Annotated in this window: 23 protein-coding genes and 1 tRNA gene; 11 read left to right on the top strand and 13 right to left on the bottom strand. The window is 69.8% G+C overall.

From position 1 onward, the window contains the following. Positions 1 to 247 precede the first annotated feature (247 nt). The 4 genes from nhaA to ABD224_RS18955 all read left to right on the top strand — a co-directional run bounded on the left by nhaA (position 248) and on the right by ABD224_RS18955 (position 3612). Complete coding sequence (nhaA, locus tag ABD224_RS18970) at positions 248 to 1687, top strand: Na+/H+ antiporter NhaA (RefSeq protein WP_344051364.1); 1440 nt, start codon at positions 248 to 250, stop codon at positions 1685 to 1687. Positions 1688 to 1815: 128 nt separating this feature from the next. After that, positions 1816 to 2310, top strand: a complete 495-nt coding sequence (locus tag ABD224_RS18965) for a phage holin family protein (RefSeq protein ID WP_344051362.1) — start codon at positions 1816 to 1818, stop codon at positions 2308 to 2310. Then, on the top strand, positions 2307 to 3257 hold the full coding sequence (locus tag ABD224_RS18960) for an alpha/beta fold hydrolase (protein ID WP_344051360.1): 951 nt from the start codon (positions 2307 to 2309) through the stop codon (positions 3255 to 3257). Before ABD224_RS18965 ends, ABD224_RS18960 begins: the two co-directional genes overlap by 4 nt. Positions 3258 to 3432: 175 nt before the next feature. Then, positions 3433 to 3612 (top strand): hypothetical protein, encoded by a 180-nt coding sequence (locus ABD224_RS18955; protein WP_344051358.1) that lies wholly within the window; start codon positions 3433 to 3435, stop codon positions 3610 to 3612. A gap of 96 nt (positions 3613 to 3708) precedes the next feature. Here ABD224_RS18955 and ABD224_RS18950 read toward each other — a convergent pair whose 3' ends face one another. The 3 genes from ABD224_RS18950 to nth all read right to left on the bottom strand — a co-directional run bounded on the left by ABD224_RS18950 (position 3709) and on the right by nth (position 6720). Beyond that, positions 3709 to 4908: a MarP family serine protease gene (locus tag ABD224_RS18950; protein WP_344051403.1), complete on the bottom strand. Its 1200-nt coding sequence runs from the start codon at positions 4906 to 4908 to the stop codon at positions 3709 to 3711. A gap of 73 nt (positions 4909 to 4981) precedes the next feature. Then, a complete protein-coding gene (locus ABD224_RS18945) occupies positions 4982 to 5689 on the bottom strand; it encodes an NUDIX hydrolase (protein WP_344051356.1) in 708 nt (235 codons plus the stop codon). Between the two features lie 134 nt (positions 5690 to 5823). Continuing rightward, on the bottom strand, positions 5824 to 6720 hold the full coding sequence (nth, locus tag ABD224_RS18940) for an endonuclease III (RefSeq protein WP_425581008.1): 897 nt from the start codon (positions 6718 to 6720) through the stop codon (positions 5824 to 5826). 486 nt (positions 6721 to 7206) lie between these two features. Here nth and ABD224_RS18935 point away from each other — a divergent pair, with 486 nt between their 5' ends. Beyond that, positions 7207 to 7881: a Crp/Fnr family transcriptional regulator gene (locus ABD224_RS18935; RefSeq protein WP_067393821.1), complete on the top strand. Its 675-nt coding sequence runs from the start codon at positions 7207 to 7209 to the stop codon at positions 7879 to 7881. Between the two features lie 193 nt (positions 7882 to 8074). Here the strand turns inward: ABD224_RS18935 and ABD224_RS18930 are convergent, their stop codons facing one another. From ABD224_RS18930 to sp36, 4 genes are read right to left on the bottom strand one after another with little or no spacing between them, the layout of a single operon-like run. After that, positions 8075 to 8905 (bottom strand): MBL fold metallo-hydrolase, encoded by an 831-nt coding sequence (locus tag ABD224_RS18930; protein ID WP_344051351.1) that lies wholly within the window; start codon positions 8903 to 8905, stop codon positions 8075 to 8077. Positions 8906 to 8948: 43 nt separating this feature from the next. Then, entirely contained in the window at positions 8949 to 9818 is an 870-nt protein-coding gene (locus ABD224_RS18925) for an NUDIX hydrolase (RefSeq protein ID WP_344051349.1), read from the bottom strand. A 59-nt stretch (positions 9819 to 9877) separates the two neighbouring features. Next, positions 9878 to 10378: a RidA family protein gene (locus tag ABD224_RS18920; protein ID WP_344051347.1), complete on the bottom strand. Its 501-nt coding sequence runs from the start codon at positions 10376 to 10378 to the stop codon at positions 9878 to 9880. After that, positions 10375 to 10533, bottom strand: coding sequence for a Sp36 family protein (gene sp36 / locus ABD224_RS18915; RefSeq protein ID WP_073947089.1), 159 nt, complete (start codon positions 10531 to 10533; stop codon positions 10375 to 10377). Before sp36 ends, ABD224_RS18920 begins: the two co-directional genes overlap by 4 nt. Positions 10534 to 10640: 107 nt before the next feature. On the opposite strand from sp36, the gene bagA reads away from it, so the two are divergent. Both bagA and bagB read left to right on the top strand, forming a co-directional pair. Then, positions 10641 to 11618, top strand: a complete 978-nt coding sequence (bagA, locus tag ABD224_RS18910; protein ID WP_344051343.1) for an ATPase BagA — start codon at positions 10641 to 10643, stop codon at positions 11616 to 11618. After that, a complete protein-coding gene (gene bagB / locus ABD224_RS18905) occupies positions 11615 to 13009 on the top strand; it encodes an ATPase BagB (protein ID WP_344051341.1) in 1395 nt (464 codons plus the stop codon). The genes bagA and bagB overlap by 4 nt, the downstream gene beginning before the upstream one ends. Positions 13010 to 13045: 36 nt before the next feature. On the opposite strand, the gene ABD224_RS18900 is transcribed toward bagB, so the two are convergent. Beyond that, positions 13046 to 13384 carry a WhiB family transcriptional regulator gene (locus ABD224_RS18900; RefSeq protein WP_344051339.1) on the bottom strand — a complete coding sequence of 113 codons (339 nt, stop codon included), beginning with the start codon at positions 13382 to 13384 and terminating at the stop codon, positions 13046 to 13048. 451 nt (positions 13385 to 13835) lie between these two features. On the opposite strand from ABD224_RS18900, the gene ABD224_RS18895 reads away from it, so the two are divergent. Beyond that, complete coding sequence (locus ABD224_RS18895; RefSeq protein WP_344051336.1) at positions 13836 to 16181, top strand: transglycosylase domain-containing protein; 2346 nt, start codon at positions 13836 to 13838, stop codon at positions 16179 to 16181. An 88-nt stretch (positions 16182 to 16269) separates the two neighbouring features. On the opposite strand, the gene ABD224_RS18890 is transcribed toward ABD224_RS18895, so the two are convergent. Then, on the bottom strand, positions 16270 to 16734 hold the full coding sequence (locus ABD224_RS18890; protein ID WP_344051334.1) for a GatB/YqeY domain-containing protein: 465 nt from the start codon (positions 16732 to 16734) through the stop codon (positions 16270 to 16272). Positions 16735 to 16930: 196 nt separating this feature from the next. On the opposite strand from ABD224_RS18890, the gene ABD224_RS18885 reads away from it, so the two are divergent. Beyond that, positions 16931 to 17857 carry a metallophosphoesterase gene (locus ABD224_RS18885; protein WP_344051332.1) on the top strand — a complete coding sequence of 309 codons (927 nt, stop codon included), beginning with the start codon at positions 16931 to 16933 and terminating at the stop codon, positions 17855 to 17857. 123 nt (positions 17858 to 17980) lie between these two features. After that, positions 17981 to 18054: transfer RNA gene (locus tag ABD224_RS18880), tRNA-Pro, on the top strand. A gap of 349 nt (positions 18055 to 18403) precedes the next feature. Here ABD224_RS18880 and ABD224_RS18875 read toward each other — a convergent pair. Continuing rightward, positions 18404 to 18595, bottom strand: a complete 192-nt coding sequence (locus ABD224_RS18875) for a hypothetical protein (RefSeq protein ID WP_344051329.1) — start codon at positions 18593 to 18595, stop codon at positions 18404 to 18406. Between the two features lie 50 nt (positions 18596 to 18645). Then, positions 18646 to 18912 carry a hypothetical protein gene (locus ABD224_RS18870; RefSeq protein ID WP_344051327.1) on the bottom strand — a complete coding sequence of 89 codons (267 nt, stop codon included), beginning with the start codon at positions 18910 to 18912 and terminating at the stop codon, positions 18646 to 18648. Positions 18913 to 19716: 804 nt separating this feature from the next. Between ABD224_RS18870 and ABD224_RS18865 the strand changes: the two genes are divergently transcribed. Next, positions 19717 to 20574, top strand: a complete 858-nt coding sequence (locus ABD224_RS18865) for a hypothetical protein (RefSeq protein ID WP_344051325.1) — start codon at positions 19717 to 19719, stop codon at positions 20572 to 20574. Here ABD224_RS18865 and ABD224_RS18860 read toward each other — a convergent pair. Further along, on the bottom strand, positions 20562 to 21419 hold the full coding sequence (locus tag ABD224_RS18860) for an aldo/keto reductase (RefSeq protein WP_344051323.1): 858 nt from the start codon (positions 21417 to 21419) through the stop codon (positions 20562 to 20564). The two genes, ABD224_RS18865 and ABD224_RS18860, sit on opposite strands and share 13 nt — an antisense overlap. After that, positions 21353 to 22549 (bottom strand): JmjC domain-containing protein, encoded by a 1197-nt coding sequence (locus ABD224_RS18855; protein WP_344051321.1) that lies wholly within the window; start codon positions 22547 to 22549, stop codon positions 21353 to 21355. The genes ABD224_RS18860 and ABD224_RS18855 overlap by 67 nt, the downstream gene beginning before the upstream one ends. Positions 22550 to 22618: the final 69 nt, after the last annotated feature.

The following is a 22618-nucleotide window of genomic DNA, read 5'->3' as shown; positions in this document are numbered from 1 at the left end:
ACCGCGGAAACCGTGGCAACCACGGCAACCGCACACCGTCCCGGCGAGGACTGAGCACGCTCCCCTGGGGCACTCGGCGGCACGCACGCACGCCGAGTGCCCCCGCGCGCTCTGTGGGAGGAATGCCATACCGCTCCCGCCGCACCTTGGGTAGGCTGAGCCGGACAGCACAACAGAAGAGCTCCTCAGGTGCGCCGGGAAGTCTGGTCGGCATGCGTTTTGTCCTGCCCACCGACCGGAGGTTTCCGTGGCCGCGTCCCGCACCAGCACCACACGCAAGTTCCTGGGGCGTCTGTCCCTGCCCGAGCGGAACTTCATCGCGGACGCCCTGCGCACCGAGACCGTCGGCGGCATGCTGCTGCTCCTCGCCGCGGTCGTCGCCCTCCTCTGGGCGAACATCCCCGCTCTGCGCCCCAGCTACGAGAGCATCAGCCACTTCCATCTCGGCCCCGCCGCGCTCGGCCTGAACCTCTCCGTGGCGCACTGGGCCGCCGACGGACTGCTCGCGATCTTCTTCTTCGTCGCCGGGGTCGAGCTCAAGCGCGAACTGGTCGCCGGTGATCTGAAGGACCCCAAGGCCGCGGCCCTGCCGGTGATCGCCGCGGTGTGCGGCATGGTGATGCCCGCGGTCGTCTACGTCACGACCAATCTGGCCGGGGGCGGGTCGCTCGCCGGCTGGGCGGTGCCGACCGCGACCGACATCGCCTTCGCGCTCGCCGTGCTCGCGGTCATCGGGACGTCCCTGCCCAGCGCCCTGCGCGCCTTCCTGCTGACGCTCGCCGTCGTGGACGACCTGTTCGCGATCCTGATCATCGCCGTCTTCTTCACCGGCCAACTGAACTTCGCCGCCCTCGCCGGAGCGGCGGCCGGCCTGGCCGTCTTCTGGCTGCTGCTGCGCCAGGGCGTACGCGGCTGGTACGTGTACCTCCCGCTCGCCGTGGTGATCTGGGGGCTGATGTACAACAGCGGCGTGCACGCCACCATCGCGGGCGTCGCGATGGGCCTGATGCTGCGCTGCACCCGCCGCGAGGGCGAGGAGACCTCCCCCGGCGAGCACATCGAGCATGTCGTACGCCCGGTGTCGGCGGGGCTGGCGGTGCCGCTGTTCGCCCTGTTCAGCGCGGGTGTCTCCGTCTCGGGCGGGGCGCTGGCGGACGTGTTCACCAGGCCCGAGCCCCTCGGTGTCGTCCTCGGGCTCGTGCTCGGCAAGATGCTCGGCATCTTCGGCGGGACCTGGCTCACCGCCCGTTTCACCAGGGCATCGCTCAGCGAGGACCTGACCTGGGCCGATGTGTTCGCGGTGGCCACGCTCGGCGGGATCGGCTTCACCGTGTCCCTGCTGATCGGCGAACTGGCCTTCGAGGGCGACGCCACTCTCACCGACGAGGCCAAGGCCGCCGTCCTCACCGGCTCCCTCATCGCGACGGCCCTGGCGTCCGTCCTGCTCAAGCTCCGCAACAACCACTACCGCAGACTGTGCGAGGCCGAGGAACGGGACGAGGACCAGGACGGCGTCCCGGACGTCTACGAGCAGGACGACCCCGCCTACCACCTGCGCATGGCCGAGATCCTGGAACGCAAGGCCGCGGAGCACCGCCGGCTCGCCGCGCTCAAGGAGGCCGAACGGGCCGGACGGCTTGCCGAAGTGCCGGGCGGGGCAGGCGAGGAGAACGGCAGTCGGGCATGATCTGACGGGACGGTACAAAAGACAGGACCGTTCCCAGTCGGGCAGAAGTCAGGCAGCAGTCGACGCCGGACCGAAGCCGGACGGAGACCACGACGACGTTCTCAGTCAGGCAGGAGAGGGAGACCGCGATGAGCGCACCCGACGGCGGCCCGGTCGGCGCCGAACGCAGTATCGGCCAGTTGTTCGCCGCGGCGACCACCGAATTGTCGGCGCTGGTGCACGACGAGATCGCACTGGCCAAGGCCCAGCTGAGACAGGACGCCAAGCGCCTCGGGACCAGCGGCGTGGTGTGGGCCCTGGCGGGCGCGCTCCTTCTGTTCTCCCTGCCGATGCTCAACTTCGCGCTGGCCTACGGCATTCGCACCTGGACCGGCTGGAACCTCGCCCTCTGCTTCCTGCTGTCCTTCGCCGCCAATGTGCTGGTCGCCGGCGTACTGGGCCTGATCGGCCTGGTGTTCGCGAAGAAGGCCAGGAAGAGCAAGGGCCCGCAGAAGGTCGCCGCGTCCATGAAGGAGACGGCCGGCGTCCTGCAGAAGGCCAAGCCGCACCCGCGCCCCGAACCGCCCGCCCTGGAGGACCGCTCCCCCGCGGCCATCGAGGCTGTGGCACGCTCGTCCTCATGACGGAGCCCACCACTCCTTCGGAACAGTCGACATCGGTGGTACGGATCGACGTGCCCGGTGACAGGAAGGTGACGCACCGGAACGTCGCCGCCAACGGCGCCCGCTTCCACATCGCCGAGCTCGGCGACGGGCCGCTGGTCCTGCTGGTGCACGGCTTCCCGCAGTTCTGGTGGACCTGGCGGCACCAGCTGGTCGCCCTCGCCGACGCGGGCTTCCGCGCCGTGGCGATGGACCTGCGGGGCGTGGGCGGCAGCGACCGCACCCCCCGCGGCTACGACCCGGCCAACCTCGCCCTCGACATCACCGGCGTGATCCGCTCGCTCGGCGAGCCGGACGCCGCCCTGGTCGGCCACGGCCTCGGCGGCTATCTGGCGTGGACGGCCGCCGCGATGCGCCCCAAGCTCGTACGGCGGCTCGCGGTGGTCTCGATGCCGCACCCGCGGCGCTGGCGCTCGGCGATGCTCTCGGACGTCCGGCAGACGGCGGCGAGTTCGTACATCTGGGGGTTCCAGCGGCCCTGGATCCCCGAGCGGCAGCTCACCGCCGACAACGGCGCCCTGGTGGCCCGTCTGGTACGGGACTGGTCGGGGCCGCGGCTGCCGGACGACGAGACGGTGAGGATCTACCGCCGCGCCATGTGCATCCCCTCCACCGCGCACTGCGCGATCGAGCCGTACCGCTGGCTGGTGCGCTCCCTGGCCCGTCCCGACGGCATCCAGTTCTACCGCCGGATGAAGCGGCCCGTGCGCGTCCCGACGCTGCATCTGCACGGCGCCCTCGACCCCGTGCAGCGCACCCGCAGCGCGGCCGGCTCGGGCGAGTACGTCGAGGCGCCGTACCGCTGGCGCCTGTTCGACGGCCTGGGGCACTTCCCCCACGAGGAGGACCCGATCACCTTCTCGGCCGAACTGGTCAACTGGCTGAAGGACCCCGAGCCCGACCGGTGACCCGGCCCAGGTGCCCGCTGTCCGGACGGGCGCTTCCGCCCGGTGGGCGGACGGGCGCTTCTGCCCGGTGCGGACGGGCGCTTCTGCCCGGTGGACGGCCATGTGCCGGGCGCATAGGCCAATTGAGGCTGCCGCGGGCGGTTATCGACCTTGAGGCGGGGGCAGAGGTCCGGGTATGGGCTGGACGCACGACTACAGCGACGTAGCACGCACCCGCCGTTCGGCGAGTGGTCCGGGCTTCCCGCACCGGGATGCCCCGCAGCGGACGAACACGGGTCCCCGGATGGGCATTCCACGCATTCTGCGCCGCCGCGCCCGCTGGGTGTCGGTCCGTCTGCGTCACCCACGCGGCTGACCCGGCCCAGAGCTTCCCGGACTTCCGGGTTCTCCCCGCCTTCTCGGGCCTCCCCGGCCTCCCGGCTCACAGCGCGCAGTTCCCGGGCCTTCCGGCTCACAGCGCGCAGTTGTCGCTGCCCACCTGCTGGTACGCGGCACGTCCCTGGACGATGTCCTGCCGGATCTCGTCCACCGTGAGGGCGTAACCGGTCTCGGCGTCGTCGAGGGACTTGGCGAACACCACGCCGTACACCTTGCCGTCGGGCGTGAGCAGCGGGCCGCCGGAGTTGCCCTGACGGACGGTCGCGTACAGCGAGTAGACGTCACGGCGGACGGTGCCGCGGTGGTAGATGTCCGGGCCGCTGGCCGCGATGCGCCCGCGCACCCGTGCGGCACGGACGTCGTACGGCCCGTTCTCCGGGAAGCCGGCGATGATGGCGCTGTCCCCGCTCTGCGCATCCGCCTCCGTGAACTGCAGGGCGGGTGCCTCGAGGTCCGGCACGTCGAGCACGGCGATGTCGCGGCGCCAGTCGTACAGGACGACGGTGGCGTCGTACTTCCTGCCCTCGCCGCCTATCTGGACGGTGGGCTCGTCGACGCCGCCGACGACGTGCGCGTTGGTCATGACACGGCGTTCGTCGAAGACGAAGCCGGTGCCTTCCAGGACCTTGCCGCAGCTGCGCGCGGTGCCCATGACCTTGACGACGGACTGCTTGGCGCGCAGGGCGACGGCGCTGTTGGCCAGGGCCGGGTCCGGGGGCCGTACGTCGGTGATGGGCTCGTCGGTGAACGGGCTGAAGACCTGCGGGAAGCCGTTCTGCGCCAGGGCCGAGCTGAAGTCCGCGAACCAGTTGTCGGCCTGGTCGGGCAGCACACCGGAGATCTCGCCGAGCACCTTGGAGGTGCGGACCTCCCTGCCGATGGTCGGTATCGTCGTGGCGCTCAGGAGCGAGCCGATCAGCCAGGCGACGAAGAGCAGGGCGGCGACGTTGACCAGGGCGCCGCCGGTGGCGTCCAGGGCGCGGGCCGGGGACCAGGTGATGTAGACGCGCAGCTTGCTGCCGAGATGCGTGGTCAGGGCCTGTCCGACCGAGGCACAGACGATCACGACGACGACCGCGACGACGGCCGTGGCGGTGCTGACGGGCGAGTTGTCCGTCAGGGCGTCCCAGACGACCGGGAGCGCGTACACGGCGGCGAGACCGCCGCCCAGGAACCCGGCCACCGACAGGACACCGACGACGAATCCCTGGCGGAAACCCACGACCGCGAACCAGGCAGCGGCGATCAGCAGCAGAATGTCCAGCACGTTCACCGCGTCGAGCCTCGCCTTGTCGTGTTCCGATCGCCACAGGCCGGCCGGGTCCCCGGCCGTGGTGCCCACCCTGTCATGATCGCCAGTCGAGTGGGACCTGCTTGCTGCGATCCCAGGGCCGCTCCCAGCCGGCGTAGTGGAGCAGGCGATCGATGATCCCGGCGGTGAACCCCCACACCAGGGCCGATTCGACCAGGAATGCCGGACCTCGGTGGCCGCTGGGGTGGACGGTCATGGCCCGGTTGGCCGGGTCCGCGAGATCCGCCACGGGGACGGTGAAGACGCGGGCGGTCTCCGCCGGGTCGACGACGCCGACCGGGCTGGGCTCGCGCCACCAGCCGAGCACGGGGGTGACCACGAACCCGCTGACCGGGATGTACAGCCGGGGCAGCGCGCCGAACAGCTGGACGCCCCTCGGATCGAGCCCGGTCTCCTCCTCGGCCTCGCGCAGGGCGGCCCGCAGCGGGCCCTCGCCCTGCGGGTCGCCGTCCTCCGGGTCGAGGGCCCCGCCGGGGAAGGACGGCTGGCCGGCGTGCGAGCGCAGGGAGCTCGCACGCTCCATGAGCAGCAGTTCGGGGCCGCGCTCGTTCTGTCCGAAGAGGATCAGGACGGCGGCCGGGCGTCCCGCGCCGTTTTCCGGCGGCAGGAAGCGGCTCAGCTGGTGGGGCCGGACCGTCTCGGCGACCCGTACGACCGGCCGCAGCCAGTCCGGCAGGCCCTTTGTGCTGAGCGTCACGGAGTCCTCCCGTGTGCCGCTCGCCGTCTCACCCGCCCGTGTCATCGCCGCCCCCCGTCCCCGTCGTCTGCCGCCGCCGTCCATACCGTCCTGTGTGCCGCCGCCGTCCTGCCGTGTCCAACGCACGGGGGCGCCGGGTTCGTTCCGCCCGCCCCGGGTCCGTGCGGGCCCCACCGGTGTCATCCGGCCCCCAGCGGTGGTGCCGGCCTGCCGCCCGCGTCCAGATAGGACTGCGGGGGCTTGAGCCGCTGGCCCGGGAAGCCGCCCTTTTCGTACTTCAGCAGCTTCTTCGCCTTCTCCGGATCCGTCTCGCCCTCGCCGTAGGCGGGGCACAGCGGGGCGATCGGGCAGGCGCCGCACGCGGGCTTGCGGGCGTGGCAGATACGGCGGCCGTGGAAGATCACGCGATGCGAGAGCATCGTCCACTCGCTCTTGGGGAAGAGCGCGCCGACGGCGGCCTCGATCTTGTCGGGATCGGTCTCCTCGGTCCACTTCCAGCGCCGCACCAGCCGCTGGAAGTGGGTGTCCACGGTGATGCCGGGGCGGCCGAAGGCGTTGCCGAGCACCACGAAGGCGGTCTTGCGGCCGACGCCGGGCAGCCTGACGAGGTCCTCGAGCCGGTCTGGGACCTCGCCGCCGAACTCCTCCACCAGCATCCTGGACAGGCCCATGACCGACTTGGTCTTGGCCCGGAAGAAGCCGGTGGGCCGCAGGATCTCCTCGACCTCCTCCGGGTCGGCGGCGGCGAGGTCCTCGGGGGTGGGGTACCTGGCGAACAGCGCGGGGGTCGTCTGGTTGACCCGCAGGTCCGTGGTCTGGGCGGACAGGACCGTGGCGACCAGCAGCTGGAAGGGGTTCTCGAAGTCCAGCTCGGGGTGGGCGTAGGGGTACACCTCGGCGAGCTCGCGGTTGATCCGGCGGGCGCGGCGGACCAGGGCGGTGCGCGACTCGTTCCCCGGCGGCTCCGGGGCGACGGTCTTCGCGGGCGGGGTCCCCCTGACGGCGGCGGTGGCCTTCTCCGGCGCGACGACCGCCTTCCGGGGAGGCGTGGCCTTCTGCACAGGGGTCTTCTGCACGGGGGCCTTCTGCACGGGGGCCTTCTGCCGGGAGGTCTTCCGCGTGCCCGTCTTCCGTGCGTCCGTCTTCCGCGGGCCCGCCTTCCGCGCACCCGCTTTTCCGGTGGCTGCTTCAGTGGCCGCCTTTCGGGCAGAAGCCGCTTTCTTCACCGGCGCCTCTTGCGCCGCTTCCGCCGCACTTGTTCCGTCGTCGGCCTCTTGTTCGCCCAAGGCGGAATTCCGATGCACAACCACCCGCGCAGTCCCTTCGACCCGTGTTCTCACCGGCGATTTGGACACTCGGCCAGCCTAGAGCCCTGCACCGATATCCGCTTCGGAGCCCGAGGATCAGGTCCCGATTAGTCCCCTGGCGGGTATCCCGGAACATCTGTACGGCATCCTTGTGACAGATCACACTGTTTGGACCGTCCGGCAAAATGGGGAACACAGGCCCCCGGCACGCGGGGGGCCGAGGTCCCCCTGAGCAGGTCGACAAGGAGAGAACTCGTGGACGACGTTCTGCGGCGCAATCCGCTCTTCGCGGCGCTCGACGACGAGCAGGCCGCGGAGCTCCGCGCCTCCATGACGGAGGTGACCCTCGCACGTGGTGACTCGTTGTTCCACGAAGGCGACCCGGGCGATCGTCTGTATGTGGTCACCGAGGGCAAGGTCAAGCTGCACCGCGCCTCCCAGGACGGCCGCGAGAACATGCTGGCCGTCGTGGGCCCCGGTGAGCTCATCGGTGAGCTGTCGCTGTTCGACCCGGGCCCCCGCACCGCGACCGCGACCGCGCTGACCGAGGTCAAGCTGCTCGCCCTCGGCCACGGTGACCTCCAGCCCTGGCTGAACGCGCGGCCCGAGGTGGCCGGCGCCCTGCTGCGTGCCGTCGCCCGGCGTCTGCGCAAGACCAACGACCAGATGTCCGACCTGGTCTTCTCCGACGTGCCGGGCCGTGTCGCCCGCGCCCTGCTGGACCTCTCCCGCCGCTTCGGCGTGCAGTCCGAGGAGGGCATCCACGTCGTCCACGACCTCACTCAGGAGGAACTGGCCCAGCTGGTCGGCGCCTCCCGCGAGACCGTGAACAAGGCCCTGGCCGACTTCGCCCAGCGCGGCTGGCTCCGTCTGGAGGCCCGCGCGGTGATCCTGCTGGACGTGGAGCGCCTCGCGAGGCGCTCGCGCTGACGGCGACGGCCGTACGCGCCGGAAGACCGCGTACCACCGCGTACTGAAGACAGAGAGGCGGCGGGCTCCGTCCCCGGGCGGGACGGAGCCCGCCGTCGTCGTCGTGCCGGGAGCCCGCCGCCGTCGTGCCGGGAACCCGCTGTCGTCGTGCCGCCGCGTCCGTGCCGCCGGTGTCCCGGCCCGGCCCGGGCCGTCAGATGAGCCCGTGCTCCTCCAGGTACTCCAGCTGGGCCCGTACCGACAGCTCCGCGGCCGGCCACAGGGCGCGGTCGACGTCGGCGTACACATGGGCGACGACCTCGGACGGGGTGCGGTAGCCGTTCTCGACGGCCGTCTCGACCTGGGCGAGCCGGTGGGCGCGGTGGGCGAGGTAGTACTCGACGGCGCCCTGGGCGTCCTCCAGGACGGGACCGTGACCGGGCAGGATCGTGTGGACGCCGTCGTCGACCGTGAGGGACCTGAGGCGCCGCAGGGAGTCCAGGTAGTCGCCCAGGCGGCCGTCGGGGTGCGCCACGACCGTCGTGCCGCGGCCCAGGACCGTGTCACCGGTGAGGACCGCCTGGTCGGCCGGGAGATGGAAGCAGAGGGAGTCGGCGGTGTGCCCGGGGGTCGGGACGACCCTCAGCTCCAGGCCGCCCACCCCGATCACGTCCCCGGGGCCCAGGCCCTCGTCGCCCAGCCGCAGGGCCGGATCGAGCGCACGCACGGGAGTGCGGGTCAGTTCGGCGAAGCGGGCGGCGCCCTCCGCGTGGTCGGGGTGGCCGTGCGTCAGCAGGGTCAGCGCGACGCGCTTGCCCGCCTTCTCCGCCGTGCCGATCACGTTGGCCAGATGGCCCTCGTCCAGCGGCCCCGGGTCGATCACCACGGCCAGGTCGGAGTCCGGCTCCGAGACGATCCAGGTGTTGGTGCCGTCCAGCGTCATGGGGGACGCGTTGGGGGCGAGGACGTTGACGGCCCGCGCGGTGGCGGGGCCACTGAGAACGCCGCCTCGGGGCTGGCCGGGGAGCGCTGCTGCGTCCGTCATGTGAAGAAACCTTCCTGGACCTCTGCCGTGCACAGGCCGCGGCTCACGCGGGAGCCGCCCCGTTGGGGATGTGCTTGGTGAACTCGTCGTGGCCCGGCCAGGACAGCACGATCTCGTCGCCCACCAGGCGGGCCTGTGCGAGAACGGGGGTCAGATCGCGGTCCCGCGCGGCCGCGAGCGCCTCGGCCGGGCTGCCGCAGGGGATCAGCTGGCGCAGGGTGGCGATGGTGGGCGGCATCATCACCAGCTCGCCCCTGTCGTACGCGGCCGCCGCGTCCTTGGGCCGGACCCACACCGTACGGTCCGCCTCCGTGGAGACGTCCCGGGTGCGCTGGCCCTCGGGGAGCGCGGCCACGAAGAACCAGGTGTCGTAGCGGCGGGCCTCGAACTCCGGGGTGATCCAGCGTGTCCAGGCCCCCAGCAGGTCCGAGCGCAGCACCAGGCCCCGGCGGTCCAGGAAGTCCGCGAAGGACAGCTCACGGGCGACCAGGGCGGCACGGTCGGCCTCCCAGTCCGCGCCCGTGGTGTCGCCGACCACCGAGTCGGCGTCGGGTCCGGCGAGCAGGACACCGGCCTCCTCGTACGTCTCCCGGACGGCGGCGCAGACGATCGCCTGGGCCGCGCTCTCGTCCACACCGAGCCGGTCGGCCCACCACGCGCGCGTGGGGCCCGCCCAGCGGACCAGGTGGTCGTCGTCGCGGGGATCGACGCCACCGCCCGGGTATGCGTACGCGCCTCCGGCGAAGGCCATGGAGGCGCGTCTGCGCAGCATGTACACGGCAGGACCGGCGCCGGTGTCCTTCAGGAGCATCACGGTGGCCGCGCGCTTCGGCGTGACCGGGGTGAGGGTGCCGTCCGTGAGCGCGCGGATACGTTCCGGCCAGTCCGGGGGATACCACTGCCCATTCGCCATGGGCGGAGGCTATCCCGTGGTGAGCGGATGTTCGAGAGGGGACCGGGGCCAGGACCTGTTCAGGCCCCGTTCAGGGCCTGCCCGGGACCTGCCTGGCGTTCCTCCAGCTCGACCTGGACCTCCACCTCCACGGGCGCGTCCAGCGGCAGTACCGCCACACCGACCGCACTGCGCGCGTGCACGCCCTTGTCGCCGAGCACCTCGCCCAGCAGCTCGCTGGCGCCGTTGACGACACCCGGCTGGCCGGTGAAGTCCGGGGCGGAGGCGACGAACCCCACGACCTTCACCACGCGCGCGATGCGGTCCAGGTCGCCCGCGACGGACTTCACGGCGGCGAGGGCGTTCAGTGCGCAGATGCGCGCCAGGTCCTTGGCCTCCTCCGGCGTGACCTCGTGGCCGACCTTGCCGGTGACCTCCAGCTTGCCGTTCACCATCGGCAGCTGGCCGGAGGTGTAGACGTACACACCGGAGCGCACGGCCGGCTGGTAGGCGGCCAGCGGCGGCACGACCTCCGGCAGCGTCAGCCCCAGCTCGGCCAGCTTCGCCTCGACCGCGCTCATCCCTGCTTCTCCCGCTTCAGATAGGCCACCAGCTGCTCCGGGTTCGGTCCGGGCACGACCTGGACGAGCTCCCAGCCGTCCTCGCCCCAGGTGTCCAGGATCTGCTTCGTGGCGTGGACGAGCAGCGGCACGGTTGCGTATTCCCACTTGGTCATGGGCCGACTGTAGCCCCTGTGGCACGCCGGTCGTACGGTCGGCCACGACCGGCGGTTGTCCACAGCCTGCCGCGTGCACGGAGCACTGACTGGTTAGGCTCGAGAGCGTGAGCAGGCTCCAGGTCGTCAGCGGCAAGGGCGGGACCGGAAAGACGACGGTCGCCGCCGCCCTCGCGCTGGCCCTGGCCACGGCAGGGAAGCGGACGCTCCTCGTCGAGGTCGAGGGCCGACAGGGCATCGCGCAGCTCTTCGAGACAGAGGCGCTGCCCTACGAGGAACGGAAGATCGCGGTCGCTCCCGGGGGCGGGGAGGTGTACGCGCTCGCCATCGACCCCGAACAGGCTCTGCTGGACTACCTCCAGATGTTCTACAAGCTGGGCAGCGCCGGCCGGGCCCTGAGGAGGATCGGTGCCATCGACTTCGCCACCACCATCGCCCCCGGCCTCAGGGACGTCCTGCTGACCGGCAAGGCGTGCGAGGCGGTGCGGCGCAAGGACCGCGGCGGACGGTTCGTCTATGACTACGTCGTCATGGACGCGCCACCCACTGGGCGCATCACCCGTTTCCTCAACGTCAACGACGAGGTGGCGGGTCTGGCGAAGATCGGCCCGATACACAATCAGGCGCAGGCGGTGATGCGGGTGCTGAAGTCGGCCGAGACGGCCGTGCACCTGGTGACGCTGCTGGAGGAGATGCCCGTCCAGGAGACGGCCGACGGCATCGCCGAACTGCGCGCCGCCCGGCTGCCGGTGGGCCGGATCATCGTCAACATGGTGCGTCCGCGGGTGCTGGACGCCAAGGACCTGGAACTCGTACGGACCGTCCCGCGTGCCGCCCTCGCCCGGTCGCTGTCCTCCGCCGGGCTCGGCGGCGCACGGCGCGGCGGAGGCGCCGAGCGGCTGGTGGAACCGCTGCTGGAGCAGGCCGAGGAGTACGCCGAGCGGTACGCGCTGGAGGAGGAGCAGCGGTCCGTGCTGGGCGAGCTGGGCCTGCCGCTGCACGAGCTGCCGCTGCTCGCCGAGGGCATGGACCTGGCAGGTCTGTACGAACTGGCGACCGAGCTACGGAAGCAGGGGATGTCATGAGTCCGGACCCGGCGCACGCGCGTGAGGCGTCACGCCCGCACGACGGCTCGCGCGCGTACGACGGCACCCGCCGTCTCGCCCCCGCGCGCGTGCTCGAGATCGACCCGCTGCTCGACGACCCCGAGACCCGGATCGTGGTGTGCTGCGGCTCGGGCGGGGTCGGCAAGACGACCACCGCCGCCGCCCTCGGTCTGCGCGCCGCCGAACGGGGCCGCAAGGTGGTCGTCCTGACCATCGACCCGGCCCGCCGGCTCGCCCAGTCCATGGGCATCGACTCGCTCGACAACGTGCCGCGCCGGGTGAAGGGCACGGAGGGCGACGGCGAGCTGCACGCCATGATGCTCGACATGAAGCGCACCTTCGACGAGGTCGTCGAGGCGCACACGGATCCCGAGCGGGCCGCCGCGATCCTGGCCAACCCCTTCTACCAGTCGCTCTCCGCGGGCTTCGCGGGCACGCAGGAGTACATGGCCATGGAGAAGCTGGGCCAGCTGCGGGCCAAGGACGAGTGGGACCTCATCGTCGTCGACACCCCGCCGTCCCGCTCCGCGCTGGACTTCCTGGACGCCCCCAAGCGGCTCGGTTCCTTCCTCGACGGCCGGCTGATCCGGCTGCTGACGGCCCCGGCGAAGCTGGGCGGGCGTGCGGGGATGAAGTTCCTGAACGTCGGGATGACGATGATGACCGGCACGCTCGGCAAGCTGCTGGGCGGTCAGCTGCTCAAGGACGTCCAGACGTTCGTGGCCGCGATGGACACCACCTTCGGCGGCTTCCGTACGCGCGCGGACGCCACGTACAAGCTGCTGCAGGCGCCCGGAACGGCGTTCCTGGTGGTCGCGGCCCCGGAGCGCGACGCGCTGCGCGAGGCCACGTACTTCGTGGAGCGGCTGGCCGCGGAGAGGATGCCGCTGGCCGGCCTGGTGCTCAACCGGGTGCACGGCAGCGGCGCCGCCCAGCTGTCGGCCGAGCGGGCGCTGGCCGCTGCGGAAAATCTTGAAGAGTCCCGCATTGTGGATCAGAAGGACGGGAAAAGACTCCGTAACTCCCCCCAAACGTACGGCAGTTCAGACTCTCCCGCTTCTCATTCCGACCCCGGTGCGCCGCAGGCCGACGCCGACGCGTCCAGCGGCACCGATGCCTCCGCTTCCGCCGACGCCCCGGACCCGGCCGTCGACCAGGTCGCCGCGGGCCTGCTGAGGCTGCACGCCGAGCGCATGCAGCTGCTGCTCCGCGAGCAGCGCACCCGTGACCGCTTCACCGCCCTGCACCCCGAGGTGCCGGTGGCCGAAGTGGCCGCGCTGCCCGGCGATGTGCACGACCTCGCGGGGCTGCGGGACATCGGAAACCGGCTCGCGAACAACCGGCGCGAGCCGTCCGACCCGAGCGCCTGACGCGCACGCGGCCCAGGAGGACGCAGAAGGACGTCCTCAGCCCACCGCCGCGTACTTCTCGTGCGCCCGGCCGTTCTCCATGGCTGCCGCGTTCGCCGCGCGCTCGTACTCCATCCGCGCGGTCTCCAGCAGCCGGCGCCAGGAGGTGACGGTCGGCCGCCGGCGCAGCAGCGCGCGGCGCTCACGCTCCGTCATGCCGCCCCAGACGCCGAACTCCACACGGTTGTCGAGCGCGTCGGCGAGGCACTCGGTGCGAACCGGGCACCCGGTGCACACCGCTTTCGCCCTGTTCTGCGCCGCTCCCTGAACGAACAGTTCATCCGGATCGGTAGTGCGGCAGGCCGCCTGCGCACTCCAGTCGGTTACCCAGCCCATACCGGCGCCGTCCTCTCCCGAATCGAGGCTCCCCCACGGCGACGGCGGCATATTCACCGCCGCCAGTTGAGGACGTTACGGAAGGTGGGCACGACGCAACACCCCCAGCGGGCCCAATCTTGAATGGTCCGAACGGACTATGGGGAAGCGGCAGATCACCCGGGGGAGTGAGCTGGCGACATGCGCGACATCACCGACATCGTGGAATAATTACGGTGCGCGACAACAGACTTCAGATGACATACAAGATGAATTCGGACACGCGCCTCCATGCCCCTGCGGCGTGCCCCGACACACTCCGCCCTCCCCCTCCGACAGAGAAGTCGAGCGGACCCGGAACGTTTCGAGGCCGTCGGACGTATTGATACGTAGCCGCGCGGCTGTGACAGTGAGAGCAGCTTAGGCCAAGGCATGTACGCGTGTCCGGCGAATGAGAACGTAGGCTGCCCTCATGCCAAAGAAGCGCTCCGGTGGAGGTCTGTCGCCCGCGCAGCAGGCCGCCAAGTTCCTCGGTGTCAGTGTGCTCGCGGGAGTCGTGATGGCCGGCATCGCGCTGCCCGCGGCCGGCGCGCTGGGCCTCGCGGCCAAGGGATCGGTCGAGGGGTTCGACCACATTCCGGCCAACCTCAAGCGTCCGCCGCTCAGCCAGCGCACCACGATCCTGGACAGCCAGGGGAACAAGATCGCCCAGGTCTACTCACGCGACCGTACGGTGGTGGATCTGAAGGACATCTCGCCGTACCTGCAGAAGGCCATCGTCGCGATCGAGGACGCGCGCTTCTACGAGCACGGCGCGATCGACCTGAAGGGCATCCTGCGCGCACTCAACAAGAACGCGCAAAGCGGCGAGGTCACCGAGGGCGCCTCCACGCTCACCCAGCAGTACGTGAAGAACGTCTTCGTGGAGGAGGCCGGCGACGACCCGACGAAGGTCGCCCAGGCCACCCAGCAGACCCTCGGCCGCAAGATAAAGGAGCTGAAGTACGCCATCCAGGTCGAGCAGGACCTGGGCAAGAAGAAGATCCTCGAGAACTACCTCAACATCACCTTCTTCGGCCAGCAGGCCTACGGCGTCGAGGCCGCCTCCCAGCGCTACTTCTCCAAGCACGCCAAGGACCTGACCCTCCCGGAGGCCGCGATGCTGGCCGGCCTCGTCCAGTCGCCCAGCCGCTACGACCCGGTCAACAACCCGACGGAGGCCACCAGACGGCGCAATGTCGTGCTGCAGCGCATGGCCGAGGTCGGCGACATCTCCCAGGAGGAGGCCGACAGGGCCAAGGAGCAGCCCCTGGGCCTGAAGGTCACCCGGCCGCGCAACGGCTGCATCACGGCGGCCAAGGGCGCGGGCTTCTTCTGCGACTACGTCCGCGAGGTGTTCCTGAGCGACCCCGTCTTCGGCAGGACCAGGGAGGAACGGGCGAAGATCTGGAACCAGGGCGGCCTGACCATCCGCACGACGCTCGACCCGCAGGCGCAGGAGGCACTGCAGAAGGCGATCCGGAACCACGTCAACAAGAGCGACGAAGTGGCCGCCGCGGCCGCCGTCGTCGAGCCCGGCACCGGCAAGATCCTCGCCATGGGCCAGTCCCGACCGTACGGCTTCGGCAAGAACGAGACGCAGATCAACCTCTCCGTCGACCGCGCCATGGGCGGAGGCGCCGGCTACCAGCCCGGCTCGACGTTCAAGCCGATCGTCGCGGCCGCGGCCCTCGAGAACGGGATGCCCCCGACGAAGACGTACGCCTCGCCGTACAAGATGAACTACCCGACCCCGGTCACGACCTGCAACGGCCTGTGGAAGGAGCGGGGCGTCCCGGTCGAGAACGAGAACGAGTCGGAGGTCGGCCCCTACGCCATGAAGGAGGCGACCGCGAAGTCGGTCAACACCTACTTCGTGGAGCTGATCAGCGAGATCGGCATCTGCCCGGTGACGAAGATGGCCAAGAAGATGGGCATCGAGCGGGCGGACGGCAAGGCGCTGGAGCAGGCCCCGTCCATCGCCCTCGGCACCCAGGAGATGTCCCCGCTGACCATGGCGAACGGCTACGCCACCTTCGCCGCGCGCGGCATCCACTGCACCCCGGTGGCCATCGAGTCGATCAGCCAGCGCATCGGCAACACGACCAAGTCGTTCAAGGTCCCGAAGACGACCTGCTCACGCGCGATGTCGGAGAGGACCGCCGACACCGTCAACACGCTCCTCAAGGGCGTGGTCGAGGACGGTACGGGTACGCAGGCCGGCCTCGGCAGCCGTCCCAGCGCCGGCAAGACCGGTACGACGGACTTCCGCTACGCCGCCTGGTTCGTGGGCTACACGCCGAACATGGCCGGCGCGGTCTGGGTCGGCGACCCGGCGCACAAGCGGCGGATGGAGAACATCTCGATCGGCGGAGTCTGGCACTCCAAGGTCTTCGGCGGCCAGGTGCCCGGCCCGATCTGGCGCGACATGATGAGCGGCGCGCTGGAGGGCAAGCCCGCCCTGCCCTTCACCCTCGTGGACATCCCGGACCCGGAGAGGGAGCGGGACAGGGGCAGGAACGACGAGGACAGGGACGAGGACAAGAACAGGGGCAGGGGCCGCGGGAACGGCGGATTCATCGGCGGCCTGTTCGGCGGCACCGGCGGACCGGGCGGACCCGGCGGGACCGGACCGGGAGGAACCGGACCGGGCGGCAACGTGACCGGCGGAATCAACGGCGGCATCCCCGGCCCGGACCCGTCCTTCACCCTTCCGGGCGGCTTCTTCCAGGGCCAGGACGGCGGCCCGCGCGGCATCGACAGCGGGCAGCGCGGCTGACGGGCCGGCCATCACGGCAAGGACCACCCGCAGGGGGCGCACGGCTGAGAGCCGGCGCCCCCTGTGCCGTTCAGTGGCCGGCCGCTGATCAGCCCGCCAGCATCTTCTTGACCACGGCGGCGACCCGGCCTCCCTCGGCCCGCCCCGCGATCTTGGGGCCCACGATCTTCATGACCGCTCCCATGGCCCGCGGCCCCTCGGCACCGGCCGCCTTGGCCTCCTCGATGGCCTCGGCGACGATCGCGGTCAGCTCCTCGTCGGACAGCTGCTTGGGCAGATAGGCGGCCAGCACCTCGCCCTCGGCCCTCTCCCGCTCGGCCGCCTCCGGACGACCGCCCTGCGCGAAGGCCTCGGCCGCCTCCCGGCGCTTCTTGGCCTCCCGGACGATCACCTTGAGGACCTCGTCGTCGGAGAGCTCGCGCTTCTCCTTGCCCGCGACCTCCTCCTTGGTGATCGCGGCAAGCGTCAGCCGGAGCGTCGCGGAGCGGAGCTCGTCGCGCTCCTTGATCGCGGTGTTGAGGTCATCGTGCAGCTTCGACTTGAGCGTGGTCATGGAGGTGATTGTCGCAGCTGTGGTCACATCCCCGCGCGTCAATTCCCGGGGCGCGCCGGTACGCCGGATGCGGGACGTGCCGGTACGCCGGATGCGGGACGTGCCGGTAAGCGGATGCCGGACCGGGCCCACGGACCGGCCTGGGGCGGGCCGCCTCCGATTTCGCCGCGGGGCGGGAGCCTGAGACGATGACCGCATGCGCGCGCGATACAGAATTCCCCTGGGCATCACGGCGGTTGCGGCCGCCGGCCTCCTCTACTCGGCGGGCTTCGAGGCCCGCTCCTTCCGCCTGAGGCGGGTGACGGTCCCGGTCCTGCCCCCGGGCATGCGCCCCCTGCGCGTCCTGCACATCTCCGACATCCACATGGTCAGCGGCCAGCGCAAGAAGCAGCGCTGGCTGCGCTCCCTGGCCGGCCTGCGCCCCGACTTCGTGATCAACACAGGCGACAACCTGTCGGACCCGGAGGGCGTACCGGAGGTCCTCGACGCCCTCGGCCCCCTGATGGAGTTCCCCGGCGCGTACGTCTTCGGCTCCAACGACTACTACGGCCCCAAGCTGCGCAACCCCGCCCGCTACCTGGTGGAGAGGGCGACCGGCCGCCACGGCCTGAACGGCAACCCGCCCGTCGTGGGCGCCGTCCACAACCCGTGGGAAGACCTGCGCGACGGCTTCGACGAGGCCGGCTGGCTCAACCTGACGAACACGCGCGGCATCCTCAAGATCGAGGGCGTCACGGTGGAGCTGACCGGCCTGGACGACCCCCACATCAAGCGGGACCGCTACGCACAGGTCGCGGGCGGCCCCTCCAACACGGCGGACTTCTCCATGGGCGTGGTCCACGCCCCGTACCTGCGCGTCCTGGACGCCTTCACGGCCGACGCCTACCCCCTGATCCTGGCCGGCCACACCCACGGCGGCCAGCTCTGCATCCCCTTCTACGGCGCCCTGGTCACCAACTGCGACCTGGACACCGACCGGGTGAAGGGCCTGTCCACCCACACCGCCGAGGGCCGCACCTCCTACCTCCACGTCTCGGCCGGCTGCGGCACCAACCGCTACACCCCGGTCCGCTTCGCCTGCCCTCCGGAGGCGACGCTGCTGACCCTGGTGAGCCGGGAGTAGCCCCCGTATCCCCCTGAACGGCACCCTGCCGACGCCGGCCGCCGCCACCCCGCCCAAACCGGATTTCGTCTCCGGCCGCCAGTGGGCTAAAGTAAACGTCGTCGCCGCCGCGAGCGGCGACACCGGGGTGTGGCGCAGCTTGGCAGCGCGCTTCGTTCGGGACGAAGAGGTCGTGGGTTCAAATCCCGCCACCCCGACACAGGCCAGGGGCCTGACCCGCTGAGTGGTCAGGCCCCTGGGTGATTTCGGAGAGCGTCCGGGAGCCGCGTTCAGAACCCGGCCTCCGGAAGCTACAGCCCGCAACACGCTCACGCCCACCAGCAAGCAGGCCCAGAAGCCGGCCACGCTGCGACTGGCCTGGGCTCAGACACTGAGTTTCTTCAGCGTTGTCGCTCCAGGGTGAGGACGGCTTCGGCGCCTGACGTCACGCGGTCGGGGCTGGGTGATCTTCTTGATCTCCCTCGCTCGGGGAGGATGAAGCTCCTGAACCGGCCGCCTTGTACGTGGGGCAGAGCGAGTCGAAGCCACCGGTGCCGAAGGTGTGGATCACATCTCGGACCCGGTCCCCCCGATGAACGGCACCTCGGCGGCCTTCGCCACAGGCTTGTCCTGCGCGGACAGCAGCACCCTCTGCACACGCCGCCAGGTCATCGCCGACCAGGTGCCCATGGGAATGATCCGCAGCAGCCTTCGGCTCCACTCGTCGTCGGTCTTCCGTGCCCGCACTCGTTCAGCCATGCGCACACCCTGGCAACAACCGGGACTTCGAGACGATGCCGCACCCCTCTTCACCTTGCTCGGCGCTCCTTCAGTTCAGCAAGCCACGCCCGTAGCTGTTCGCCGTCGTGCAGGTAGCCGCCACTCTCGCCCGCGGGGAGATCGATTCCGTGGAGACAGTTCAGCGCCCACCAAGAGAGGTCGTCCCAGACGATCCCGTCCTCCGCCACCCACCTCGCTGCCCAGCGGTCGGCCTCGTCCCGGGACAGCCGCCCCTCGACGAGTTCGACAAAGCGCTCCTCGATCTCGTCAAGAGTCGGCCGACCGCTGGCATCCATGCCCTAACCGTACAGGCAGAACAAACATTGCTTGGTACGGCACTGATGACAGGGCTTTCCCCCTCCTGGGAACTCTTCGGGAGCCAACCTGCTCCTCGAGCCCCCCAAGCCCGCAACATCGACCGAGCCCACCCATCTGACCTGCGGAAACATCATCGAAACTGGCAGACGCCCAAACCGAGCTTCATTCGAAGCGAAGAGGCCATGGGTTCACATCCCGCTCCCCGGCACAGGTCAGGTCCGGTACTGAGGAGCCAGTACCGGACCTGATTCGTTGCATGTCCCCCTTTCTTTTGGGAGTCGTCTCAGGAACCGGCTCCCAGAGCCCGGCTGACGACGAACACGCAGAAGTGTGCGCAATCAGAGCCACTGTCGGCACTTGAAAGCGAAGTACGGCGCCAGAGAGACAACGACGATGACCGTGCTGGAAACGTAAAACCCGACTGGTGTCCGAAATCAGGGCGGGAAAGGCTCTGTCCGCACACATCAGTGATCGCAGTGAGCACGGCGGTGATCGTGGCTCAGCTCGTCGCCTTCTTCATGCCGGGTTCATCCGGTTCGCTTGCGCCGATAAGCTGGCCCCTTCACCAATGGCCACCAGGTCGCACAGCGACTCCGTTCACTGACCGACAACGTGGCACGTAGCCGTAGCGTCGTCGTGGACGCTGATCAGCGCCTGTGGTGCGAGGGTGACCACGATCTCGCTCCTTGCCAGTCCTGCATCCGTCCGGGTCGACGACCATGCAGACACTGAAGAAGTAATGGATGCGGTTAAGGGGTCGTCCCACTGCTACGGTCACCCGTATGCCGTTCTCGGTCTCGACGGACTTGGCTGCTGATTTACGGGTGCAGCCGATTGATGAGGTTCTCGATCGCGTCGAGCGATCTCTCCAGGTGCGCCTGCTCCCGGACACGATGGTGCGCAAGCGCCGGTCCGTGGGAGCCCGGACGAACCGCGATACCTGGGTCCGGATCGAGCGGCGCTCGCTCTGCAAGATCACCGAACAGGGCTGGAATGGCACCGAGTGTGCCGCCCACCTGGAAGGGGTCGTCCAGCCAGCATGGCAGGGATGTGTGGTCTGGCGGGACGCGAACGAACCAGTGATGTGGCGGGCCGACGAAACCGACCTCCTGCCGGCCGCTCCCGTCGGAAACGCCGTCTTGAGTGAGGACCCGGAGCTGCCGGATGAGTGGTGGAAGGCGTTGAACGCCTCGCTGGACTCGCTGACGGCTCATAAAACGAGGCGGGTCGCCACACCGGACACCGACACCATCACACAGGAACTGGTCACCGAGTCCATCCGGAGTGTCTTCCCCGGTGACTTCGACACGACCGTCCAACGATGGGTGCCGGCCCACGCGGACCTGAACTGGGCCAACGTGACCGCTCCGGTGTTCAGCCTCTTCGACTGGGAGGACTGGGGAAACGCACCGCAGGGGCTGGACTCCGCCTCGCTGTGGGCGAGTTCGCTTGCCGTCTCCGCTCTGGCCGATCGTGTACGGCAGGAACGTCGGTGCGACTTCGAGAGCCGGGACGGCAAGCTGATGACGTTGTTCGTCTGCTCGAAGATCCTCGGGCCGTACGCGCACCCGGAAGACCCTCGGCTGGGACCCGCCCGGTACATGGCCGAGCAGGTCGTCGAGGAGCTTCAGGCGGGCTGAGCACGTGAGCGGTCGCGAAGGAGTTTTCGGTACTCCCGGATGGTCCGCTCCTCGACCTCGCCGGTCAGGGCATCGACGAGTTCGCCCAAGTGAGCGGGGTCGTCAGTGCCCACGGCAACGGAGCCGACCCGCGGGAGGTGACAGGCAACCCGGAAGGCTGCCTGCACATGGGAAAACCGGCTGCCGTCCCGTAAAAAGACACGCGGGTCGATTCTGGCCCACACCGGGGCGCCGACGCTGCCTCCGAAGGGGCTCATCCCCCACACCGCACCGTCGTCCAGGTCCCATACCTTGATGAGGGCATCAGCGGCATCGAGCGTTCTGGCTCCGACCAGCAGGCCGGCGCGGACCATGAGAACCGACGGTTTCGGAGCAGCCGGGTCGATCAGGGCCGGCAGCGGTGACGGGTCCCAGGAAGCAACTCCCCAGGCGGCGCACAGCCCTTTCTTCACCGCGTCGTCGAGGACAGTGCACGCCTGTGTCAGCACATCCCGGTCGTAAGGGGCAGCAGCACAGAGCGAGTGTTCCGGATTGTGCAGAAAGACAAGGTCAGGTTCCCGCCCGAGATCGTCGGCCGCCTGTTCCACAGCCGCGTGCAGCCGTACAGGATCCAGGGAGTGCTCCCCGCCATTCCTCCCCGGGAAGTATCCGACCTTCGTGGAGACCGTGAACTGCGGCAGCAGATCACCGGCTGTCTGCGCCAAGATCTGGTGCGAGCGAAAGCCGAGGTAGTTGGTGCTGGTGTCAAGTGCGGTGACACCGAGATCAAGCGCCCCGGTCAGGACGCGGCGTTCGTGACAAGATCGGTGTAACCCGAGGACAACTCGGGTGTCAGCACCGCACACAGCTCCTCCTTCACCAGGATCCCGGCAAGCTCCGTCACTTCGGCCCCGACGACGGCCGCGGCTCGCTCCAGGAGGACTGGCCTGCCGCTCAGCAGCAGCCGCAGCGCGGGCAGGGCCTTGGCCGTGAGAGTGAGCTTCTTTCCTGCGGCCACCACATCGACGGTTTCCCCGTTCTCCAGGATCCGGGGAGGAAAGTGGGTGGTGCACACCACGGCGTCGAGCGACCCGAGAATGTCAAGGAACGGTACGTGGCGTGGCAGTGTCGTCTCCTGCTCGTACATGGTCAGAAAGTCGGCCGGGGAGCGTTCTTCGACCAGCGCGGTGACGGCATCGATCAGGGGCTTGCTGTCGGGGCCGTGCCAGCGGTCCAGGTCGTGCCGGAAGATCTCACGTTCACGGCACCAGTCGGCCAGCCAGGCAAGCCAGCTCGCTCCGGTGCGTTTGGTGATGCCGAACGTGATGTGGAGGCTCTTTCCCGAGCCGCTGCCGGTCCGGGTCGCCTGGTGCCAGTGCCCTCGGGGGATGTGCATGACATCACCGGTCCTCATCACGCCGGACCAGATGATCTCGTCGCTTGGGATGTTGTTGGGGTCGGAGTCCCGGTACATGGGGAACTTACGGGAAGCCGCGCGCACCTCCCATTCCTTCTCCCCCGCGAGCTGCACGATCACGACATCGTGGTCGTCCCAGTGCAAGGGAAAGCCGGCGGCGTCGTTCGTCGTCAGGTACGCGTTGACCTGCACGCGTTCGTGGGACCACCACTGCAGCGCCCGGCACGCGACCTCCATCGTCGGATCAAAGACGTTGACCTGGTCGAGGATGAGCGTCGCGCCTTCTCGCAGGAGCCTCCCAAGGCTGCGCATGTTGACCATGGGGATGCTCTGGCCCCGAGGGCTGACGCTGTCGGTGTAATAGACGGCCGGATGCACCTCCTCGCCTTTTTGGAAGCACCGGAACTGCGGGCGGTTCAGGCTCCTGCGCATCGCGATGTCGAGCAGGCGATTGGGGGTCAGAAGGCGGGAGACGAGTGCGAGGTCATCCATGTTTCCTCGCACGAAGCCCTTGCCCAGCTCCTCCGCTCCGCTCCATCCGAGCGCTGTCTCGATCGCGCTGATCAATCGATGTTCCATCGCTGCGTCCTCCCTTGGGTTCGACCACGTGATGCGGACAACGGTGGGGTCGACACGCCGGTTGCGCCG

Source organism: Streptomyces thermoalcalitolerans, assembly GCF_039525155.1.
In the GTDB taxonomy this organism is placed as follows: domain Bacteria; phylum Actinomycetota; class Actinomycetes; order Streptomycetales; family Streptomycetaceae; genus Streptomyces; species Streptomyces thermovulgaris.
Note: the sequence above shows the minus strand (reverse complement) of the source record. Positions and strands in the feature narration are given on the sequence as shown.